Annotated in this window: 15 protein-coding genes; 7 read left to right on the top strand and 8 right to left on the bottom strand. The window is 62.5% G+C overall.

Annotated features, from left to right (window positions below):
- Positions 1-19: 19 nt before the first annotated feature.
- Entirely contained in the window at positions 20-1,018 is a 999-nt protein-coding gene (locus GVL61_RS10135) for a GSU2403 family nucleotidyltransferase fold protein (RefSeq protein ID WP_159979565.1), read from the top strand.
- Positions 1,019-1,237: 219 nt separating this feature from the next.
- On the opposite strand, the gene GVL61_RS10130 is transcribed toward GVL61_RS10135, so the two are convergent.
- Positions 1,238-3,610 (bottom strand): TonB-dependent receptor, encoded by a 2,373-nt coding sequence (locus GVL61_RS10130; protein WP_159979563.1) that lies wholly within the window; start codon positions 3,608-3,610, stop codon positions 1,238-1,240.
- Between the two features lie 721 nt (positions 3,611-4,331).
- Here GVL61_RS10130 and GVL61_RS10125 point away from each other — a divergent pair.
- Positions 4,332-4,874 carry a hypothetical protein gene (locus GVL61_RS10125; protein WP_159979561.1) on the top strand — a complete coding sequence of 181 codons (543 nt, stop codon included), beginning with the start codon at positions 4,332-4,334 and terminating at the stop codon, positions 4,872-4,874.
- A gap of 30 nt (positions 4,875-4,904) precedes the next feature.
- On the opposite strand, the gene GVL61_RS10120 is transcribed toward GVL61_RS10125, so the two are convergent.
- Genes GVL61_RS10120 through GVL61_RS10110 form a run of 3 tightly spaced genes read right to left on the bottom strand, consistent with a single transcriptional unit; the run spans position 4,905 to position 10,729 of the window.
- Positions 4,905-6,335 (bottom strand): efflux transporter outer membrane subunit, encoded by a 1,431-nt coding sequence (locus tag GVL61_RS10120; RefSeq protein ID WP_159979559.1) that lies wholly within the window; start codon positions 6,333-6,335, stop codon positions 4,905-4,907.
- A complete protein-coding gene (locus GVL61_RS10115; RefSeq protein WP_159979557.1) occupies positions 6,328-7,533 on the bottom strand; it encodes an efflux RND transporter periplasmic adaptor subunit in 1,206 nt (401 codons plus the stop codon). Before GVL61_RS10115 ends, GVL61_RS10120 begins: the two co-directional genes overlap by 8 nt.
- Positions 7,526-10,729, bottom strand: coding sequence for an efflux RND transporter permease subunit (locus GVL61_RS10110; protein WP_159979555.1), 3,204 nt, complete (start codon positions 10,727-10,729; stop codon positions 7,526-7,528). The genes GVL61_RS10115 and GVL61_RS10110 overlap by 8 nt, the downstream gene beginning before the upstream one ends.
- 311 nt (positions 10,730-11,040) lie before the next feature.
- Between GVL61_RS10110 and GVL61_RS10105 the strand changes: the two genes are divergently transcribed.
- Positions 11,041-11,952, top strand: a complete 912-nt coding sequence (locus GVL61_RS10105; protein ID WP_159979553.1) for a LysR family transcriptional regulator — start codon at positions 11,041-11,043, stop codon at positions 11,950-11,952.
- Positions 11,953-11,998: 46 nt separating this feature from the next.
- Here GVL61_RS10105 and GVL61_RS10100 read toward each other — a convergent pair whose 3' ends face one another.
- Positions 11,999-13,309, bottom strand: a complete 1,311-nt coding sequence (locus GVL61_RS10100) for a replication protein RepA (protein ID WP_159979551.1) — start codon at positions 13,307-13,309, stop codon at positions 11,999-12,001.
- 552 nt (positions 13,310-13,861) lie between these two features.
- On the opposite strand from GVL61_RS10100, the gene GVL61_RS10095 reads away from it, so the two are divergent.
- Positions 13,862-15,079 carry an AAA family ATPase gene (locus GVL61_RS10095; protein WP_159979549.1) on the top strand — a complete coding sequence of 406 codons (1,218 nt, stop codon included), beginning with the start codon at positions 13,862-13,864 and terminating at the stop codon, positions 15,077-15,079.
- A 168-nt stretch (positions 15,080-15,247) separates the two neighbouring features.
- Positions 15,248-16,225, top strand: coding sequence for a ParB/RepB/Spo0J family partition protein (locus GVL61_RS10090; protein WP_159979547.1), 978 nt, complete (start codon positions 15,248-15,250; stop codon positions 16,223-16,225).
- A 284-nt stretch (positions 16,226-16,509) separates the two neighbouring features.
- Here GVL61_RS10090 and GVL61_RS10085 read toward each other — a convergent pair whose 3' ends face one another.
- Positions 16,510-17,658 carry a hypothetical protein gene (locus GVL61_RS10085; protein WP_159979545.1) on the bottom strand — a complete coding sequence of 383 codons (1,149 nt, stop codon included), beginning with the start codon at positions 17,656-17,658 and terminating at the stop codon, positions 16,510-16,512.
- Between the two features lie 573 nt (positions 17,659-18,231).
- Here GVL61_RS10085 and hisD point away from each other — a divergent pair.
- Both hisD and GVL61_RS10075 read left to right on the top strand, forming a co-directional pair.
- Positions 18,232-19,563: a histidinol dehydrogenase gene (gene hisD / locus GVL61_RS10080; protein WP_159979543.1), complete on the top strand. Its 1,332-nt coding sequence runs from the start codon at positions 18,232-18,234 to the stop codon at positions 19,561-19,563.
- 103 nt (positions 19,564-19,666) lie between these two features.
- Positions 19,667-20,431, top strand: coding sequence for an SDR family NAD(P)-dependent oxidoreductase (locus GVL61_RS10075; RefSeq protein WP_159979541.1), 765 nt, complete (start codon positions 19,667-19,669; stop codon positions 20,429-20,431).
- Positions 20,432-20,440: 9 nt separating this feature from the next.
- On the opposite strand, the gene dmeF is transcribed toward GVL61_RS10075, so the two are convergent.
- Together dmeF and GVL61_RS10065 are read right to left on the bottom strand one after the other, a co-directional pair.
- Entirely contained in the window at positions 20,441-21,379 is a 939-nt protein-coding gene (gene dmeF / locus GVL61_RS10070; protein WP_159979539.1) for a CDF family Co(II)/Ni(II) efflux transporter DmeF, read from the bottom strand.
- Entirely contained in the window at positions 21,376-21,651 is a 276-nt protein-coding gene (locus GVL61_RS10065) for a metal/formaldehyde-sensitive transcriptional repressor (RefSeq protein ID WP_159979537.1), read from the bottom strand. Before GVL61_RS10065 ends, dmeF begins: the two co-directional genes overlap by 4 nt.
- Positions 21,652-21,655 lie beyond the last annotated feature (4 nt).

Genomic DNA, 21,655 nt, shown 5'->3' with positions numbered 1-21,655 from the left:
ATTTGTGGGATAAATCCCCATGGCTCGTATCCGCCCCTTCAGTGACGAACAATCCCGCCTGCTGGTGAACCTGCGCCAGCGCTACGAGGTTTGGATCGACGCAGAGCGGGCATTGGCCGCCCTGCCCTACGATCTGCGGCGCAAGACGGTGGGTGAGCGCGAATACCTCTACCGTATCTTCGACCGGGGGGGCAACGGCCGTAGCTTAGGCGCGATGACGCCAGAACTGGAGGCCCGGTTTTTCGCCTATCGCGCCGAAAAGGAAGCGCTGAAGGAGCGGATCAAAGGTCTGCGCCCGGCGCTCGCGGAAAGCGCGGCTCTCTACCGCGCGCTGCGACTGCCCCTACTGTCGTCGGATGCTGGGCCGATTTTGCGCGAATGCGATCGGCGCGCCCTGCTCGGCTCGCACCTGCTGGTGGTCGGGACCAATGCCATCGCTGCCTACATGGCAGAAGCCAACTGCCGCATAGACCTTCCCGACGAGACGGAGGACTTCGACCTCGCCTGGGTTGCGCAGACGCAGGATGAGGAAAAGCGCGTCTGGGAAATGCTGAAAGCGGTCGATCCCACCTTCACCGTCAACATCGAGCGCGATTTCCTGGCCCGCAACGCCAAGGCATACGAAGTCGAACTGCTTGTGGCGCCCTCTCGCGCGGCGACGCTGGGCGGACGCGACCAGCCGAGGCCAGTCCCGTTGCCGGAGCAGGAATGGTTGCTGCTTGGCCGCACCGTGGATCATGTGATCGGCTGCCGTGATGGGTCCCCCGCGCGCATCGTAGCGCCGGACCCGCGATGGTTTGCGCTGCACAAGTTATGGATGGCGGCGCAGCACAAGCGCAATCCGCTCAAGCGTTCGAAGGACCGGTTGCAGGGGATGGCCCTGCTGGGTGCGGTGGCGCAGGCTATGCCGCACTATCCGATGGACGCGGCGTTCGAGAACGAACTGCCGGATGAACTGGTCCCGCATTTCCAGGAATGGCGCGATCTTTCCGGTCCCGCAGCGATGGCCGATTGGTAGGAATGCCCCCGCCGCGCTGCCCACGAAGGGCACCGCGGCCATCCGAGACGGCCACGTCCGCCTTCGATGCCGGGCAGTCGTATTGCTAAACCTGTTCGGGAGTATCGAGCATCCCCGGCCGGGGATGCTCGATACTGCTGCCCTGCATTGAGGTAATCGTCACCATCGCCGATGGCGTCATCGGGAAAGGACCACCCTCTCCCGATGACCGGCGCAAACTCAGCGCGAGCCGAAGGCGTAACGCACGTTGATGCCGAACTCGCGCGGGGCGGTGGTGGTAACGGCAGTGTAGGTGCTGGTATAGGTCGTCGCCGCAAAGCCCGCCGCCGCGTTGCGATAGGAGGTGAACAGCGGGTCGCTGCGGCTCAGCGTCTTGGTGGTGTCGAACAGGTTCTTGGCGAACAGCGAAACCTCCCACGCCCCCTTCGAATCGCGGATACCGGCGTAAAGGTTCACCAGCCCGTACGATCCGATATCATCGTAGACGTTGTTCGGATCGACCCGCGACGTACCCGCGAAGTTCAGCAGTCCGCGCAAATAGGCATTCACGTGATTGCTGACCGCGAAGTTGTACTCGCTGGTAAGCGAGGCACTGAACGGCGACTGAAAGCCCGACCGCTGCGAGACAGCGCAGGCAGCAAGGTTGTTGCCCTCGGTTGCCACCTGCAACGCACCCAAGCCGGGCGCATTGGTCGTTGCATCAGGGATTCCGTCGCGGTTCAGATCGTTGCACGGGATCAACCCGCCCTTGATCTTACCCATCGAATAGCTGGCGACCGCGCTTACGCTGAGGCCCTGCATGACATCGAAGGAAACGTCACCCTCGATGCCGTTCACTTCGACCGGCACCGCGCCGACGAAGTTGAACTGCGAGACGATCGGGTTCGTCGGATTGGTGTAGTCCACGAAGTAGATTCCGCGTCCACCGACACGGTAGGGGTAGTTCTTGAACTTCTGGTGGTAGGCCGTCGCATTCGCGTGCAGGCGCCCGCCCATCAGCGTGCTCTTGAAGCCTATTTCGTAGGACTTCGAGGTTTCCGCCGGCAGGTTGATGAAGCTGCTTTCCAGTGCCGACTGCCGCTGGCTGAAGTCACCCACGACGTTGATGCCCGGGCGCCAAGAGCTGCCGGTGCTTGCGTAGATCATGAAGTCCGGCGTGAAATTGTGCTTCACCGAAGCCGAGTAGATCCACTTCTTCGCATCCTGCCCCTGCGTGTCGGTCAGCACATTGTCGACGTAAAGCGCGTTCTCCGACTTGTAGGAGATGTGCCGAACACCGCCGGCGATTTCCGTGCTGGCGCCGATGTGGGCGGTGAGGTTGCCGAAGAACGACCTTTCAGTGCTGTCCGCGACGCGGTCTACGGCAGTCTGCACCAAGGCCGCGATCCGGCCGGTATTCGCGCTCGTCGGGAAACCGATGATCGTCGGGCGGGTCAACTCGGTCGGCACGCTGGTCTTGTAATCGAAGTAGCCGACCACGTAATCGAAGATGTCGGCGATGCGCGCATCGTTCTGCAACCGGATTTCGTGCGACGTCCAGGCGGGGTGCGAATAGGTGAACTGGTCGACATCACCCGGGAAGAAGTTGCCGAAGTCCTGGTTCTCGGGCGCGCGGATCTTCTGAGTATTGTGCTGGCCCTGATAGATCAGCACCTGGCCCATGGCCGATGCCTCAGCGCGCCAGTTGAAGATTTCATAGACCTGGTGGACTTCGCGTGCAGTTTCCTGGATCGAACGCCGGTCGGCAGTGCTGATGTAGACGGGGCTGGCAGCCGCGTCAGGATTGGCTTCGCTGAACGAGGCGACCTGATCGTAAGTGAACGCCCTGCGGTCCATATACTGATAGAGGCCTTCCAGCTTCAGCCAGTCAGTCGGCTGAACCAGCGCCGAGACGCGGCCGCTCTTTGTGCGCGAGAAAGGATCGCGGCCTGCGGTGATCGGGCGGACGCGGTCGCCTTCGTTTTCATCCCACACACCGGCGACGCGGATTGCGGCCACGCCTTCGATCACGGGCAGGTTGAGGCCGCCCTTGAAGTTGACCGTGCCGATGTCGTTGGCCGTCATGTCGGTGAAACCACCGATTTCATAGAGATTGGGTTTCTTGGCGCCGATGGTGATTGAGCCCGAAGGCGCAGCGCGTCCGCGCAGCGTGCCCTGGGGGCCGCGCTGCACTTCGATCTGGCCGATGTCGTACATCTGCTGAAGGATAGCGCCGGCGGTGATCGGGGCGTCGTTGAAGTAGAACTCGACCGTCGGGTTGCTGCCGCTGGCGGTGATGTCGAAGTTGACGCCGCGCAGGCGCGCGTTGCCGCCGGTGCCGTTTGTTTCGGTGGTCAGCTGCAAACCGGGAACGATGGACGCGACTTCCTTGAAGTCACGGAAGTTGAGCTTGGCCACGTCGTCCGCAGTCACAGTGTCGATGACGGCGGGAACGTCCTGCACCGCTTCGTCGCGGCGGCGTGCCTGGACGATGATGACACTGCCCAGTCCGGCGTCTTCTTCTGCAGCGGGTGCAGTGTCCTGCGCCATGGCAGGCGCCGAAAGACCAGCCAGGCTGGCGGAGCACAGCAGTACAGACGAAAATAGCCTCATAACATCTCTTCCCTATTCATTGGTCTTACCGTTTTGGTCGAAACACCGCCTCTACGAGGTCTTGAGACCACGCCATCGGCACTGCTGCGACCACGGATTTTGCGTCAACCGGACCAATATGGTGTACTTTTCGGCTCTCGTACCCACACCTGTCCGGCCAATTACGCCCATCGGTAGCCTTGCAATCGACGATTGGACCATACGAGGGGGCGCGCGGCGAATGAAGCGGCACCGGGCAACATCTTGGTGGCGATCAATCTCACTTTTATCCTTCGCCGTGGCGATTTATCGTCCATCCCCAATCCATTAAATTAGAAGAAATGGCAGCAACGACACTTTCCCGAAGCCCGGAAACAGGGAGTTTTCTTGACCTTCGGTACGTCTGTTCCCCCAAAACAAAATAAATTAGATTGGTTTTACCAAAAGTTCCGTGAAAATTCACAGTAAGCGAATCGCTTCGATTGGATGGCCGTAGCGGATGCACCACCATCTTCGGGGCATGGCCGAACCACCGTCATAACTGGCTGACCAGAATCGGGGCGGTCTCGCTCCGCAGGCAGAATCTCCCCTGTGACACTTTGCCCCGCGGTAAAGTGTCATGGCTGACAAAGCGAAAGGCCGCCCGGAAAGGGGATTCTCACGATTCCGTTTATGTGCTCTATTTTGCCTCGCTATGTTCCTTGAACCGCCCCCTCCCCAGCAACGCGGCCAGGCCAGCGATATGGCGGAGCTGCTGGACCGCGTCGCCCATGCCAGCACGCGCCCACGCTATGCTTTCATGGTACTCAGCCTGATCGCCGAGATCGCGCGACCGGACGGGAGCGCGGGGCCGTTCGTGACGCGCGGGGGACGCTCGACGCTATTGCGCGACTGGCTCTGTGATGCGTTGACGCCCATGGGCGGACGTGATCCCAAGCGACTGATGCTGCCGGAAAAGGTCCGCGCGGAACTACTGGCCCTGGGCAAGGTCCCGAGCGAACCGGAAGCAGCGGAAGCTGCGATCGCCGCGGAAGTCCACGAACGCATCCGCAAGTCTGGCAAGACCAACCTCAGCCGAGCGGTTTCCGAACTGGTCCATGCCGGGCTGATCCGCCGCCATTACCAGGGCTTTCGGGTCGATCATCGTAACCGGGGAGCCGGCCGACACGTTGTCTATGCGCTGGCCGGGCGTGCATGTTGCCTCATGCAGCGATCACCAACCGCCCCTCTCCCCGCCTTACCCGGCAGCAGCGACCGCCGGCAAGGAGAGTTGCGGCTGAACTAGCGCGCCATTGCCAGCGCAACGAAACGAGCGCTACTGCGTGCTCGCCACCGGAACATCGGCCGCGCCGCCGCCGGTTGCGCGCACCAGTTCGATGCTCGCCTGCATCCGCTGCGTCTGCACCGAGATATAGGCCCGCTGCGCATCGAGCGCGTCGGTTTGCGCGGTCACCACATCGAGATAGCCCGAAGCACCGTCGCGGTATCGCGACATGGCGATGTCGCTAGTGCGCTGCGCTGCCTCGGCAGCGTCCTTCTGCGCGACCGAAGCGTCCGAGAGGTGGTGGAGCGCTGCAATCGAATCCTCGACCTGACGGAAGGCGGTCAGCACCGTGCCGCGGTAGTCGGCGGCCACTTCCTCGTACTCGGCGCGCGAAATCTTGACCTGCGCGGTGCGCTTGCCGCCATCGAACACGGTGAGCAGGCTGGACAGCGGGCCAAGCGCCCAGAACGTGTTCGGCGCGGTCAGCAGGCTGCCGCCGGTCGTTTCCCAGCCGCCATTCGCGCCAAGCGTCAGCGAGGGGAAGAAGGCCGCACGCGCTACGCCGATACGGGCGTTGGCGGCGAAGACCCGCCGCTCGGCAGATGCAATGTCGGGGCGGCGCTGGAGCAGTTCGGACGGCGTCGCGATGGGCAGCTTCGGCGGATCTAATGGGCCAACGGCGGCAGGCAGCGAGAACTGGCTTGCCAGTTCGCCGACCAGTGCAGCGATTTCATGCTCGGTCGCAGCGCGTTGGTTGGCCACGGTGGCGACCTGCGCGCGGGCATTGCCAAGCACGGTGCGCGAACGATTGACGTCGATGCCCGAGGCAATGCCGCCGCTGCGGCGTTTGGACGTCAGGTCATAGGCCCGCGCAAAAGCGTCAACCGAACGGTCCAGCAACTGCGCCTGCGCATCGAGCCCGCGCAGGCGGAAATAGGCGTCTGCGACAGACGCCTGGAGGCTGAGCTGCGCCGACGCGAGATCGGCCTTGCTTGCCTGAGCCTCGGCCTTCGATGCCTTCACCTGGTTGCGGATGCGGCCCCACAGGTCCAGCTCGTAAGCGATCGATCCGCCCACGACATAGTCGTTGTATTGGGCAGCCGAGCCGGTCGTCAGCGGGCGGTTCGCAGAGCGCCGCTCACGCGAGGCATCGCCGCTGATCCCGGCAGAGGGCAGCAGATCGGCTTCGTTGACGCGCGCAGCAGCGAGCGACGCATCGTAGCGCGCGAGCGCGGCGGCCAGTGTGGGGCTGGCAGCGGCGGCACGCCGCTCCAGATCGGCCAGAACCGGATCGTCGAAAGCGCTCCACCAGTCTCCGCGGACGGCATCGTCGCCGGGGGTCGCTCCGGTCCAGCCGGCCACTTCCTTGAACTGCGCGGGCGGGGTGGTCACCGGCGGCTTGTAGTCGGGCGCCATCGAGCAGGCTCCCAGCACGAGCGACAGCATGGCCGCCGCCGGAATTCCGGCGATCGACTTAACCATTGGGCTTCGCCCCCTTATCGGCCCCCTTGTCAGGCGCGGCGATCTGTACCTTGTCGCCGGTCTGGATCGAGTCCGGCGGGGAATCGATGACCTTGTCACCCGGCTTTACCCCCACCGAGACGAGCACCGTCTTGCCCTCGTCCCGCGCGATGGTGACGCGGCGCAGGGTTACGCGCCCATCCTTGCCGACAAGCGCAACGCTCGGGCCGTCCTCGGCTGGAAGCACCGCGCTGCCGGGCAGGCGCAGGCCCGTCCCTGCCCCGTCGATGGGGAATTTGACATGGGCATAGGCGCCCGGCTTCAGCGCACCGTCGCCGTTGTCGGCCTGAAGCTCGACCAGCATGGCGCCGGACTGGGCATCGACCGAATTGGCGCTTCGCGTCAGGCTGGCGGTGAATTCCCGCCCCGGAAATTCCGGCAGGGTCAGCTTGGCCTGCATGCCTGCACGAACCTGCGAGGAATAGACCTGCGGCACGCGGACATAGATGCGCATACGGTGCACGTCGGAAACGGTGAACAGCGGCTGCGAGGCTGCGTTGCCCGCCACCACCAGCGCACCTACCTGCGCCGAACGGCTGGTCACGACGCCGCTAAAGGGCGCCGACAGGCGGGTGAAACCACGCAGCGCGTTCAATTCGCGCACGCTGGCGAGCGAGGCATTGGCGACTGCGGTCTTGGCTGCAAGATCGCCGACTTTCTCATCTACTTCCTGCTGCGAAACGGCATCCTGCGCCAGCATGGCCTGCCAGCGGCGCGCGGTCGATGCGGCAAGCTTCTGGTTGGCCACCGTGGTCTGGTAATCCGCCTTGGCCTGCGCGAGGCGCTGGTCGATCTCAGGCGCATCGAGAATAGCCAGGGTTTCGCCCGCCTGCACATGGTCGCCGATATCGGCCAGCCAGCGGCGCACATAGCCATTGGTCCGCGCGTTGATCGCGGCGCTGTTATAGGCCTGGATCGTGCCCGGTAGCACGAGCCCCTCCCCGCCCTCGGCCGTGGTCGGCGAAACGACCGTCACGGTCGGCACGGCAGCCTGGGCGGCCACTTCCTCCAGATCGCCGGTGGCGTTGATCCGGGTGGCGATGCCGAACCCGACCAGTGCAACGGCCACTACGGCAGCGCCGATTCCGACGCGCTTCAGCGTGCGGCTGTCGGGTCCGGTGTTTTCGCCGGGGTTTTGCGAAGTTTCAGGTTCAAGCATGGCTGGGCTGCATTTCCACGGGAGAGGTCTGCCCGCCGCCGTGCGTACGGCGGCGATGGACGAAGCTGAACACGACAGGGACGAAGAACAAGGTGGCGATCGTCGCGCAGATAAGACCGCCGATAACGGCCCGGCCGAGCGGCGCGTTCTGTTCGCCGCCCTCACCCAGACCAAAGGCCATCGGTGCCATACCGATGACCATGGCAAGCGCGGTCATCAGCACCGGCCGGAAACGGACGAGGCCGGCCTGGATCGCCGCCTCGCGCGCATCGCCAAGCTCCGCCAGTTTCTCCCGCGCGAAGTTGACGACAAGGATCGAGTTGGCCGTCGCCACGCCCATGCACATGATCGCCCCGGTCAGCGCCGGTACCGATAGCGTGGTGCCGGTGGCGAACAGCATCCACACGATCCCGGCCAGTGCGGCGGGCAGTGCGGTGATGATGACGAACGGATCGACCCAGCTCTGGAAGTTCACGACGATCAGCAGGTAGATCAGGAAGATCGCCCCCAGAAGGCCGAAGCCGAGGCCGGAGAAAGCCGTATTCATCGTCTGGTACTGACCGCGGATCGTTACGGTGGAACCCTTGGGCTCCTCGGCCTTGAGCGACTGGATCGCCTCCTGCACATCCGCCGCCACGCCGCCAAGATCACGGCCCTGCGGGGTGCCGTAGATGTCAATCACCGGCTGGATGTTGTAGTGCGACGAGATCGGCGCAGTGCTGGAACGCGAAAGCGAGGCAAGTGCACCCAGGGGCTGCGTCGGGATGCCGACCGCTCCCGACACGGGAATGTCCGACAGCGCGTTCATCGAACCAACCTGATATTCAGGTGCCTGCGCCACGACCGGGTAGGACACGCCGTTGTCCGGGTTCACGAAGAACACCGGCGCGGTCTGCGATGTACCGGCAAGCGAACTGGCGAGGCTGGTCGTCACGTCCCTTTCGCTCAGGCCGTACTGGCCAATGCGCGAGCGGTCGACATCGACCTGAAGCTGAGGCGCATGCGAAGGCTGCTGGATGCGAAGGTCGGCAAGACCGGGGATCTTCGCCAGCTTCACCATCAGCTTGTGCGCATAGGCACGCGATGCCGCAACGTCCCTGCCCGCGATCTGGACGTCGATCGGCGAAGGCGAACCGAAGTTGAGGATCTGGCTGGTGATGTCGGCAGGCAGGAATGAGAACGTCACGCTGGGAAACCGGCGCGGCAACTGCGCGCGCAGCTTTTCGACATACTTCTCGGTAGGCTCATGACCTTCCTTAAGCGTTATCAGGACATCGCCGTCCTGAGGCCCGATCGTGCCGCTGTTGTTGTAGATCGTGTTGATCGAGCTGACCGGCAAGCCGATATTGTCGGTGATCGACGCCAGCTGGTCGGCAGGAATGATGCCGTGCACCGCCCGCGTCACTTCCTCGAAGCGCGCGGCGGAACTTTCGATGCGTGTGCCCGAAGGCAGGCGCACGTGCATCGCGATCTGGCCGGAATCGACGGTCGGGAAGAAGTTGCTTCCCAGGAACGGCAGCAGCCCGAAGGACAGCACCACTATTGCCATAAAGCCGATCATGAAGCCCCGGCGCGCATTGAGCGCGCGGTGCAGCATGCCGATATAGCCCGAACGCAGCTTTTCGAACCGGGCCTCGAAGCCCCGCTGAAACCGCACGAAGACGTTACGCGAACCCGGCTCGCCGGAATTGTGGCTGTTCTCGTCATGCGGCTGATGAGGCTTCAGCAGGTACATCGCCATGGTCGGCACCAGCGTGCGCGACAGGATGAACGAAGCGATCATCGCGAATACCACCGAAAGCGCCATCGGCACGAAGAGGTATCCGGCAACGCCCGGCAGGAAGAACATCGGCACAAAGACGATGCAGATGCACAGCAGCGATACGAAAGCCGGCGTCACGATCTGCGCCGCGCCGTCGAGGATCGATTCGATCACCCCCTTGCCCTGTTCCAGGTGCCAGTTGATGTTCTCGATGGTCACCGTTGCATCGTCGACCAGGATGCCAACCGCAAGCGCGAGGCCGCCCAGCGTCATGACGTTCAGCGTCTGCCCGAACACCGCCAGCGCAGCGATCGCGGCCAGCACGGCCAACGGGATCGACAGCGCGATGATGACGGTGGAGCGCCAGGAACCGAGGAATAGCAGGATCATCAGCGAGGTCAGCGCCGCTGCGATCGCACCTTCATGGATCACGCCGCTGACCGCCGCTTTCACGAACAGCGACTGGTCGCCCACGGTCAGGATCTTGAGCGAGGCGGGCAGCGTCTCCTGGATCTTGGGCAGCGCGTCCTTCACCCCGTTGACCACCGCCAGCGTCGATGCCGCGCCGTTCTTGAACACGGTGAGAAGAACAGAGCGCCCGCCATCGACATGGACGACGTTCTGCTGCTGGGCACTGCCATCGCGGACATAGGCGACATCGCGCATGTAGATGGTGGCACCGTTGACGACCTTGACCGGCAGCTCATTGAGCGCCTCTATCGAATCCGGCGCGTTGTTGAGCCTTACGCTGTACTGGGTCGCGCCGATCTTCACGAAACCGGCGGGATTGATCTGATTCTGGGCGGCAATGGCATTCCCGACGTCCTGCGCCGAAAGGCCGCGCGCCTGCAGAGCCTGCGGGTTGAGGTCGATCTGGACCTGGCGCTGCTTGCCGCCGGAAGGGAACGGCATGGCAAGGCCGGGGACGGTAACCAGCTTGGGCCGGATCTGGTTCTGCCCGATGTCGAACAGCTGCTGTTCCGACAGCCCCTTGCCTGACATCGCAAGCTGCAGGATCGGCACAGTGGAAGCCGAATAGTTGATGATGAGCGGCGGCGTCGACCCCGGCGGAAGCTGACGCAGAATCGTCTGCGAGATCGAGGTTACCTGGGCCGTCGCAGTGCGGATGTCGACGTTCGGCTGGAAGTAGATCTTGACGATGCCGAAGCCCTGGTAGGACTGGCTTTCGATATGTTCGATGTCGTTGACGGTAGTCGTCAACACGCGCTCGAAAGGGGTGACCATACGGTCGGTCATGTCCTGCGGTGGCAGACCGGCATATTGCCAGGCGACCGCGATGACCGGAACCTTGATCTCGGGGAAGATGTCGACCGGGGACTTCAGCGCCGCAATGATGCCGCCAATGCCGATCAGGATGGCCATGACGATAAACGTCAGCGGGCGGTTGAGGGCGACTTTGACGATACCGATCATCGACTTCTCCGTACGCCGTACCCTGCGGACTACCCGCAGCCTACGGCCCCTTTCGCTATCCTCTCGGGGCTTTTTTCGCCCCATGGCTGGCCGCATGGCGCGGCAATCCAAGGGACCGAGCTGGAACGCCCGGGATTCAGAAAAAAGGAAAGACGCCCCGGTCGCCGTTTTGGGGGAATGCGGTTCTGGCCGGTTGCGTCACGAGGAGTTTTGCTCGCATTTTGCCGATGCTCGTTTCAATCTTTTCTGTCCAATATATAAAGAGGCTTGATCGATATCTAAAACCTCTGAATGGTTAAGGACTGCAAACCGTGGAATTGAGGCACCTTCGCTACTTCATCTGCGTCGCCGAAGAGCTGCATTTCGGCAATGCCGCACAGCGGCTGGGCATTTCGCAGCCTCCGCTAAGCCAGCAGATACGCACGCTTGAAGAAGAATTGAGCGTGCGGCTTTTCGACCGGACCAGCCGGCGCGTGCAATTGACCGAGGCCGGACGTCAGTTCCTGCCCCAGGCACAAGAAACGCTGGCCCAAGCCGAACGCGCAGCGCGCGTAGCCCGCCTTGCTCATAGCGGAGAGATCGGCCGGCTCAGCCTCGGCATGTCGCCGTCCGTCCCGTTCATTGCCGCAGTAATGGACACGCTCGCGCGCTACCGCCGTTCGTTCCCGCAGATCAGCGTCGAGCTGAACGAGCTGCCCCGTGACGAACAGATCACCGGGGTGGAGCGCGGCACGATCGACATCGGCATCCTGCGCGCATTCTCGGCGCTCGATCTGCCCGAGACGATGCACACCCTCCCCCTACAGCGCGAAGGCATGGTTCTGGCCATGCGCCGCGACCATCCATTGGCGAATCTGCAGCGCGCGCTGTTTCTGACAGATATAGAAAGCGAGCCGCTGATCCTGTTCGGTTCCATGAACGGGGCCGGGTTCAACGAAATGCTCACGGTGCACTGCGAAATTCAGGGCTTTCGGCCGAACGTGACGTTGGAGGCCAACAGTTTCGGCACACTCGTCGGCCTGACGGCTGCGGGGATGGGCATCACGATCCTGTCGCGATCACTGGCCCGCTTCAACGTCGATACGCTGGTGTTCCGGCATATCGAAATGCCATTTTCCAGTCAGCTGGTGATGTTCCACGCCCGCGACGCGTCGCCAGCGACGCTCAATTTTCGCAAACTGGTCGACGAGCGGGTAAAATGGGGCTCCCTGCAAAGGGTATGAGAGCCCCCTTCCCTGCCCAAGCCGAAAACGGCTCGGACATCATCGGTCATTCGCCTTCCGAATTGTCCCGACGTTTAGCGTAGCTGACGACGAAAGCTTCCCAGACGCGAAGCCATTCCTTCTCGCTGCGCTTGCGCGCGATCCCCGGGAAACCCGCCCTGAAAGCATCGGCCATCTGATCCACCGACCAGGGATGTCCCTTGTCGACGCCGATTATACGGAACGCCGTCTCGCGCGCACCGAAGCTGAGGCTACCGCTGGGGAAGGCAAGCGTAGCCTCCTCAGCTGCAGTGTCTGCCCGTTTGCTCTCACCGTCTTTTGCGGGGACCGATGATCTCGGTGCCCTTTCTGTCGCTGGCGCTCCAAGCAACCGCAAATGCGTGCCCACGAGCTTGCGCTCGAGCGGCGCGGGCGAGGGATTCAAAACTACCTTGCGCCCTGAAAGGTCGACGTCGGCATTGGGATAGACCGCCGAGACCAGTTGCATCGTTTCACGCACCGTCTGACGGAAACGCTTGGAGTCAGCGTCGTTGCCGAGATGGCGGGCAAGCTGGTCCCACGAAATTGTCTGCCCCTTGTCGCTGGTGATGCGCGGCAGGCGATAGGCAAGATATGTATAGAGATCGAGCGCTGTCGGCGTGCCCTTGAGTTCGCGAATCGCCACCTCGTTGAGCGGCACGGCATGCTCGATAAGGTGCCCGTAGAACCCCTCTGACATACGGATTTCCCTCGCGAAGGCTCCGTTCTTCTCCAGCGAACCGGCGTATTCGTTGGAAATCTTCACATCGCGCACGGCAAATGCGTTGCCTTCGGCTTCGGTGCCATCCCAGCGAATCTGCCATTCGCAGGCGAGCAGGCGATCCACCTGCTCCCGCATTCGATTGGCGGTTCCGCGCGGTCCGTAAGATACGGTCTGATAGCCCAGACGGCGCATCCACTCGGTAAAGTTACGCCCCAGATAGACGTCGCGCGACCGCTTGGTCACGGCCTGTGATAGCAGATAGATCAACGCAACGCGGGGATATGCCCCATAGGGCACCCCCAGGCTGCGCAGCACAGGCTTACCGTCTACCGTCTGCAGCACGGGCCTGGGATTGATGGCCAAGGCATATTTGCCGTCTTCACGCAGAATCGGCTGCGTCTCGTCCTTGGGGCGCTTGGTCGGCAGCGACATGGCGCACAGGGCCGAATGCAGGAACGCAGGCACAGGCTCCTCGTCCTGAACCCGCAGAAACGCATCCATGGTAACCTGTGACCCGGCCCGCAGCGCGAGCGAACGAACCTGCGCTTCCCCGCCATCCAACATGGCAAGGGCATACTGGTGTCCGATCGGCTTACTGCTATCCCCGCTGCTCATATCACCCTAGCTCTGCCCCGACTCGGGACCCGTAATGTGGGGTTCAGACAACAGGTTTGGTCCTCAAACGCAAGTGCGTTGGCAGTTTCGGGGGCATTTGGTGGTTGAAACCTACAATGTCACCGATGATCTCGGAGCCGTTCCGGAGTTCTCACCTTTTTCCCTGCATTTTCATAAACAGCCGATTCGCGAATCGGTTTTGATTTAGGGATTCTAGTATAGGTTATTGCACCGAGATCATCGGTCATTCAGGCACCGAGATCATCGGCAAAGCGCACCGGAATCATCGGCCTGCACCGAGATCATCGGTGTCGTGGGAAAACCGCGGAAATCGGACTCCAGAACCAACGCTGACAACTCGTGAACGGCGCGCTGCGCGACAAAACGGCACCGAGATCATCGGTCCGAACAACGGCACGTGTCGTCCGTCATTCCTTCCCGCGGTTAAAAGGCTCGGAGATCATCGGCTCGATTGGAAGACTGGTGGACGATTGTTGCTCGAAACTTCCAACGAGGGTACTGTCGGGGCTCAAACCCACAAGACTGGTATTCATGGCGACCCACCCTGCATCCGATGCCCGCTCCGACGTCCCCGGCAATGAACTGCTGGAGGACAGCCTCGACCTGCTTCACCGTAAGGCCCTCACCATCCTGAAGCGCATCCGTGACGGTGCGCTCGACCCGGAGACCGGCCATAAAGTTGGCCCCTCTTTCGCGATTTCGAAAGCGGCATCGCTCGTCGGTCGGACAGCGTCGGCGATTCGCGAAGCTGAACGCGACGGGCGCTTGCCTGCACGCGATCGGACTGCATCGGGCCACCGGGTGCAATATACGCTGGAGGAACTCGACCACATGCGCGCCGTCTTCGGCACTCGCCCCTGGCGCGCGCCGGAGGACGTTCCGGCGATCATCTCGATTTCCAATTTCAAAGGCGGGGTCGGCAAGTCGACGCTGGCGCTGCACCTCGCCCAGCATTTCGCGATCCGTGGCTACCGCGTGCTCTTCATCGATTGCGACAGCCAGGCCAGCTCGACGATGATGTTCGGCTACCGTCCCGACGTCGACCTCGGTGAAGACGACACTCTCTATGGGCACTTCCATAATCCCGAGCTGCTCGGCGTGCGCTCGATCATCCGCAAGACCCACTTCCATGGGCTCGACCTGATCCCGGCAAACCTCAAGCTCTATAACCTGGAATACGAGATCGCCGGTTACCTTGCCCAGAATCAGAGCTTCGATGTCATCGATTTGATCGGGCAGGCCATCGACACCGTCGTCGACGATTACGACATCGTCATCATGGATCCGCCGCCGGCGCTGGGTATGGTCTCGATGGCGGTACTGCAGGCGGCCAATGCGATGGTCATCCCGGCGCCGCCGAGTGTGATGGATTTCGCCTCGACAGTGTCCTTCATCGACATGGCACGCACGACGATGAAGCAGCTGGAGCAGCTTGGGGGGAGGGTAAAGCCGGCCTATAATTTCATCCGTCTTGTCGGCAGCCGTGTCGACGACAGCAAGTCGATGCACCGCGAGATTTTGACGATGATGCGCCAGGTCTTCGGGGGCTCGATGATCAATTCGGTACTCAAGGTCAGCGCCGAGATCGACAACGCCAGTTCGCGCATGAAGACGGTCTACGAGCTGGATCGCCCGGTGACCTCGCATGAGGTCCACAACCGCTGCGTACGTTTCCTGAACGACGTTTGTCACGATATCGAGCAGGACGTTCTGCGCACCTGGACCAGCCGGGCGAAGGACGTGAGTTGATCTGTTGCCACGTGGCAACGAGCTAAAAAATGTCTTATTTTCAAATGGCTAATCATACTCCCCCTAGACAATGGAGTGATTGCCGAAATTACAGGGAAGGGCATCTTCGGTGCGGTTGCCACGTGGCAACAGAGGTATCGATAAGGCGCTTTCAGGAAGGACCAAGAGATGAGCAAGGGTAATCGCGGCTTCGGAAGCAGTCTCACAGAGGGCCTCGATGACGAGGAGCTGGACGCCTCTGCTCCGTCGGAAAGCATCATGGCAAGCCGCAGTCAGACCCTTGCGCGGCTTGCTACCGGCAAGGTCGTGACCGACCGGACCGAATGGGTCGACCCGGTTCGTTGCCGTCCCTGGCGCCTTCACAACCGCGATCTCGATCACCTCAATGAGGAGACATGCCGCGACTTGATCGACGCATTTCTCTCGGCCAAGAAGCAGCGCATTCCGGCAATCGTTCGCCGCCTTCAGAACGATCCTGACCACGATTTCGAGATCATCGCGGGCGTTCGTCGGTGGTGGACGGTGCAGTGGTTGCGCGCCCATCACCATCCCGACTTCGAATACCTCGTCACCATCCAGCACGTCTCCGATGAAGAGGCGTTTCGGGTTTCCGACATCGAGAACCGTTCTCGTAAGGATATCTCGGATTGGGAGCGCGCGAAGGAGTACATGCGCGCGCTCAACGAATTCTACGACGGGTCTCAGAGCGAGATGGCGGAACATCTGAAAATCTCCCGCTCGTGGCTGAGCCGTCTGCTCGATGTCGCCCGTCTGCCGGACGAGATCGTCGATGCATTCGCCGATACCCACGACATCACCGTGCGTGTTGCGCGCGACGTGAAGCCGCTGGCGGGCGATCCGCGCGCGTTCGCGCTCATGGCGGCAGAAGGCAAGGTGATCAGCGACGAACGTGCTGACCTTGGTACCCGCCTTAGTGGTCCAGAGATCGCCAAGCGACTTGTCCGTGCTACTGTCGCAAAGGCGAAGGAGAGTGGCGGGGAAGTTATTCTCAAAGCCGGCAACGGCAAGCCGATGCTGCGCTATTCCCGCTCGGCGCGTAGCGGACTGACGCTGCGCGTGGTGCCCAAGTCAGGCGCGTCGGTCGATGAAGTGCTGGCTGCCATCCGCAACCTGATCGCGGAATGAGTTTTCGGCCATTGCTCCGCGCGGAAGTGGGCTGAGCGGACGATGGTCGGATATTTGGTGAATTTGAGCCTCTGTTGATCCCACCTAAGGTCAATTTTACCAAAAATGCCCTCAGGAGCCCGTGGGGCGCATTTGAGGCCTCTTTGGCCACCTGCCTATCTGCGGTTGCGTATCGCCGCTCTAAGGGTGGTTTGCGGCGAAGTCGAAATTGGGCTTGGAAACAAGGCGAAGGGCTGTTTTTCGGCCTAAAGACTTACTTTCCAGAAGTTGGCCCCGAAAGATGATCAATCCTCGCCTTCATCCTCTTGATCGACGCTGCCGCCTAAAAGGCTGTCCACGTGGGCCATCGATGCTTCGAAATCGGCAAGCGCCTGCGCCGTGAAGGGGGACAGGGTGCCTTCCTCGATCTCCGCAGGACCGGAGAAGGTGCCAGCCACAAGCGCATGAAGGTGCGACCCGGCAATTGTACTGCGCGCTATCATGCCTCGATCTTCGAGTGTGACGACCATCCCTCGCACGCCGATGCGCGTCGCGCCAAGCGCACTTTCTATCTGTGCGGAACGCATGGGACCAAAGCCCGCCAGTAATTCGAACAGTGCCGGTGCGCGCGATGTGGTGCGTTGTCCGGCGAGGCGTTCGTCGCCTTCGAGAGACAACCGGGTGGCTTCGCCTAGTTGCCGGAACATGTGGCTGGCAGCGGCGTGCAACGCGTCGGCGCGGATGGTACGGGCGGTGCCGGGATTGTCGACCGTCAGGACTTCGAGGCGGATCAGGTCAGTGAAGGGCAGTGCGCAGCGTAAAATGCCTGCTTTGCGCAGCCATTCGCCATACTGGATTTCGATCGCCCAGCGAGGTGAGGATGGGGCAGGGTGCTCTACAGTGAAGCGGCGCCGAGCCAGCGCCATAGGGGAGGGCTGGCGTTCGGCGGGGGCGAAGCGAAGGCTGTCGGCCACGGCGCCGTAGAGGTGGGATAGCGACGTGAAGGGAAGGGGCGCGCGCTCCGGCGAGTGCCCTTCGACCAAGATGCGGGCATCTTCGATCGTGGCGTGGGTGCGGGCGTAGGCTTCCTGCGATTGCAGGTCCTGCGGGGCCAACAGGGCGGGTTTCAGGCGCAGCGCAATGTCCGCGAGCGGGGGCCAGCTGGTGTGTGCCAGTTCGGTCAGAATACCTTCGCACAGCGAGCGCGGGGCGTTGGCATGGCGTGATGGTGTTTCGGACAGGGTGGTCAGCCCGGCGAACCAGGCATGGAAGCGTGGCTCTGTGAAAAGATGGCCTTCCTGCCGGAGCGCGGCTACGAGGGTGCCTCGCAGTATTTGGCCGGCAAAGATACGATGGACGACCGGCGTGCCATGCTCCAGTGCGCCGTCGAGGCGGCCGAGCGCCAACATGGCAAGCGCCTCCGAGGAGGCAAAATCGGTGGTTTTGTCGTTCATGGTCGGCTGAAAAACCCCGAAAAAACAAGGGTTACTGGCGATATGTATAGCTAAGTTAAATTAGATATACAAGAGGTCTGACTCTTGCTTGGAAGCCCTTTATTTCTTTGCGCGCCGCACAAGCAATTGCTCCCTTGCTCGCGCCGAATGGCTCCTAGCTTTCTGGTCGTGAGCAATCGCTGGCGGAGTGTGGCCGTTTCTGCCGGCGGTGGAGTTTTTCCATGTGCGACAAACGCGGACGGGTTCATAACAGGGCTCTCTTTCGCGATCACGGCGCCTTTCAACGCCAATCGCAATCTCAAGGCGCTAAGCGGGTTGCTCGAAGGGCGCGTGCGCGGATTGAAGTGCCGGGGCAAAGATGACGCGGAAAACGCCGACTTCGCCACTCCGAGGACTATAGCCGCCTGCTCGCTGGCTCGGTTAGGGGCTTTGCGGCCGATCACTTTCATCAGGTGGAGATGAGATCTGCGTCCGGTTCAGGGCGCGGCGGGAACCTGTATTCACCTGCGCCGACGAGCCGCGTTGTCGGCTATCGAGACTCGGGGCCGGCGGCCCCAGGCAGGAGCAGGACGAATGGCGATCTATCTCAAGCGCGGCGCGAGTGCCGAGGCGAAGGCGACTGCGGACCGCAAGGTGCGCGATATCGTGGAAGCCGCTCTGGCTGATATCGCGGCGCGGGGCGACATCGCCCTGCGCGAGATGAGCAACAAGTTCGATGGCTGGGACCGCGAGGACTACCGCTTGTCCCAAGCCGAGATCGAGGCCTGCGTGAACAGCCTATCCCCGCAGGAACGCAAGGACATCGAGTTCGCGCAAACGCAGGTGCGGAACTTTGCGCAAATCCAGCGCGCCTCGATGACCGACGTCGAGGTGGAGACCCTGCCCGGCGTCGTGCTGGGCCACAAGAATATCCCGCTGAACTCCGCAGGCTGCTATGTGCCGGGCGGCAAGTACCCGCTTCTCGCCAGCGCACACATGAGCGTGATCACTGCCAAGGTCGCCGGCGTGAAGCGGGTGATTACCTGCGCCCCGCCGTTTCAGGGCAAGCCCGCGCGCGCAATTGTTGCTGCGCAGGCGATGGCCGGGGCCGACGCAATCTACGCGCTGGGCGGCATCCAGGCGATCGGCGCCATGGCGATCGGGACCCAGACGATCGAGCCGGTCGACATCCTCGTCGGCCCAGGCAATGCCTTCGTTGCCGAAGCCAAGCGCCAGTTGTTCGGGCGCGTGGGCATCGACCTTTTCGCCGGTCCTACGGAGACGCTGATCATCGCCGATGAGATCGGCTGCGATCCAGAAATCGCCGCCACCGATATCCTCGGACAGGTCGAGCATGGCCCCGACAGCCCGGGCGTCCTGCTCACCAATTCGGAGAAGTTCGCGCGCGCGACCATAGCCGAGATCGAGCGGCTGCTTGAAATTCTGCCCACCGCCGAGCATGCCCGCAAGGCGTGGGAGACGTTCGGCGAGGTGATCGTGGCCGAGAGCTATGAGGAGATGGTTCAGGTCGCCGACGATCTCGCTTCCGAGCACGTTCAGGTGATGACCGCCGATCCCGATTTCTTCCTCAGAAGCATGACCAATTACGGTGCACTGTTCCTGGGAAGCCGCACCAACGTAAGCTTTGGCGACAAGGTGATCGGCACCAACCACACGCTGCCCACGAAGAAGGCGGCGCGCTACACGGGCGGCCTTTGGGTCGGCAAGTTCCTGAAGACCTGCACGTATCAGCGTATTACCACCGACGAGGCTTCGGCTCTGATCGGCGAATACTGCAGCCGTCTCTGCGCGCTGGAGGGTTTTGCCGGCCACGGCGAGCAGGCCAACATCCGTGTGCGCCGCTTCGGTGGCCGGGCAGTGCCTTATGCCGGACAGGCAGAGCCGACGGCCGAGACGGCCGCCTGATCGGCACTTCTTCCCCTCGGGGCTACGGGCAGGGGTGGACAGGGCGGCCGGATCGGGCTCTTCCTGCCCGGCCATTCCTGAACTCGCGATGAGAGAAACGACCATGACCCTGCCCATCACGCCCAGCCTGCGCCTCGATGGCCGCCGCGCCGTGGTTACGGGGGCAGGGCGCGGCATCGGCCTTGCGGCTGCCGCCGCGTTGACGCAGGCCGGGGCCGAAGTAACCCTTGTCGCGCGCACTGCCGGTGAGATCGAGACCGTAGCCGCCGAGATTGCCGCGCAGGGCGGCACCGCCCATGCCGTCACGCTCGACGTGTCGGACCTTGACGCCGTCGCCGCGTTCTTCGACGCGCGAGCGCCGTTTCATGTCCTCGTCAACAACGCTGGGACGAACCGGCCGAAGCCGATGTGGGATGTAACGGGGGAGGATTACGACGCCGTTCTCGATCTCAATGTGAAGAGCGCCTTCTTCGTAGCGCAGGCCTGCGTGCGGCGGATGATGGCGGCAGGCACGAAGGGTAGCCTGATCCACATGGGTTCGCAGATGGGCCATGTAGGCGGGCCGGGGCGTTCGCTTTACTGCGCCAGCAAGTGGGCGCTGGAGGGCATGAACAAGGCTATGGCGCTGGATCTTGCGTCCCACGGCATCCGTTCAAACACGATTGCGCCGACGTTCATCGAGACGCCGCTGACGAAGCCCTATTTCGAGGATGCGGCGTTCAAGGCCAGCGTGCTGACGAAGATCAAGCTGGGCCGGATCGGTCAGGTGGAAGACCTCATGGGTGCGGTGCTGTTCCTGGCGTCTGATGCGTCGGCGCTGATGACCGGCACGAGTCTTGTCGTTGATGGCGGCTGGACGGCAGACTGAGAAGCCGTTTCAGTGCCGCTCGATCGAGACGTGCCGCAATTCATGCACGGGTGTCAGGCGGCGGCGCAGTTCGGCCTGGTCCAGGGGAGTTTTGGCGGCGATGATCGCGGCGTGGGCGTCGGGGCCGATGCGCCATACGTGCAGGTCGGTGATGCGCGCGTCGCCCGGTCCTTCGACCGCCTCGCGCACTTCCTGCGCGATGTGATGGTCGGTACGGTCGAGCAGGACGCCGGAGGTGTCTTTCATCAGCGACCATGACCAGCGGGCGATGACTACTGCACCGACGATGCCCATCACCGGATCCAGCCAGGTCCAGCCAAGGTAGCGACCCGAAAGCAGCGCTGCGATCGCCAGCACCGAAGTCAGCGCATCGGCAATGACGTGGAGGTAGGCCGATCGCAGGTTGTTGTCGCCGTGGCGATGATGACCGTGCCCATGATCGTGGCCATGATCATGATGATGGCCATGGTGATGGTCGCCGGAGAGCAGGAGGGCGCTGGCGATGTTCACCAGCAGGCCCAGTACCGCAACGATTGTTGCCTCGCCAAAGGCCACGGCGCCGGGGTGCAGCAGTCGGTTGACCGACTCCACGCCGATTCCGGTCGCGAAGATCGCCAGAACCAGAGCCGAGGCGAAGCCCGCAAGATCACCCACTTTGCCGGTGCCGAAGCTGAAGGCAGGGTCGTTTGAATGGCGCCGGGCATAGGCATAGGCCATCGCCGCTACGGTCAACGCGCCGGCGTGGGTTGCCATGTGAAAGCCGTCTGCCAGCAGGGCCATCGACCCGGTCGCATAACCGGCGATGATCTCTCCCACCATCATGACGGCGGTCAGGATCACCGCCCAGCGGGTGCGGCGGGCGTTGTCGTCGTGCGATGCGCCCAGGAAGTCGTGGGCGTGAGAAAGCGGGTCGGTCTGGGGAGCTGCCACGGTATCGTGCTGGGTCATTTCGCGTAGCGGCGGATCGCGGTGATCACGGCTTGCATGCCTTCATCGCGTTCTTCCTGAGTGAGTTCGGGGGCGGCAACGTGCGTGCGCAGATGATCTTCGATCAGTTCGTCGATGAAGCCATTGACCGCGCCGCGTACAGCCGCGCTCAACAGTAGCGTCTTGGCGCAGTCCTCTCCGCTGACGAGCGCGCGCTCTACGGCCTGCAACTGGCCGATCATGCGGCGTACCCGCATGATCAGCGGCTGACTGTTTTCGCTAAGATGTCCCATACTA

This window comes from Novosphingobium sp. 18050, from assembly GCF_902706195.1.
Taxonomy (GTDB): Bacteria; Pseudomonadota; Alphaproteobacteria; order Sphingomonadales; family Sphingomonadaceae; genus Novosphingobium.
The sequence above is the reverse complement of the archived record's forward strand: the minus strand, read 5'-3'. Positions and strand labels throughout refer to the sequence as shown.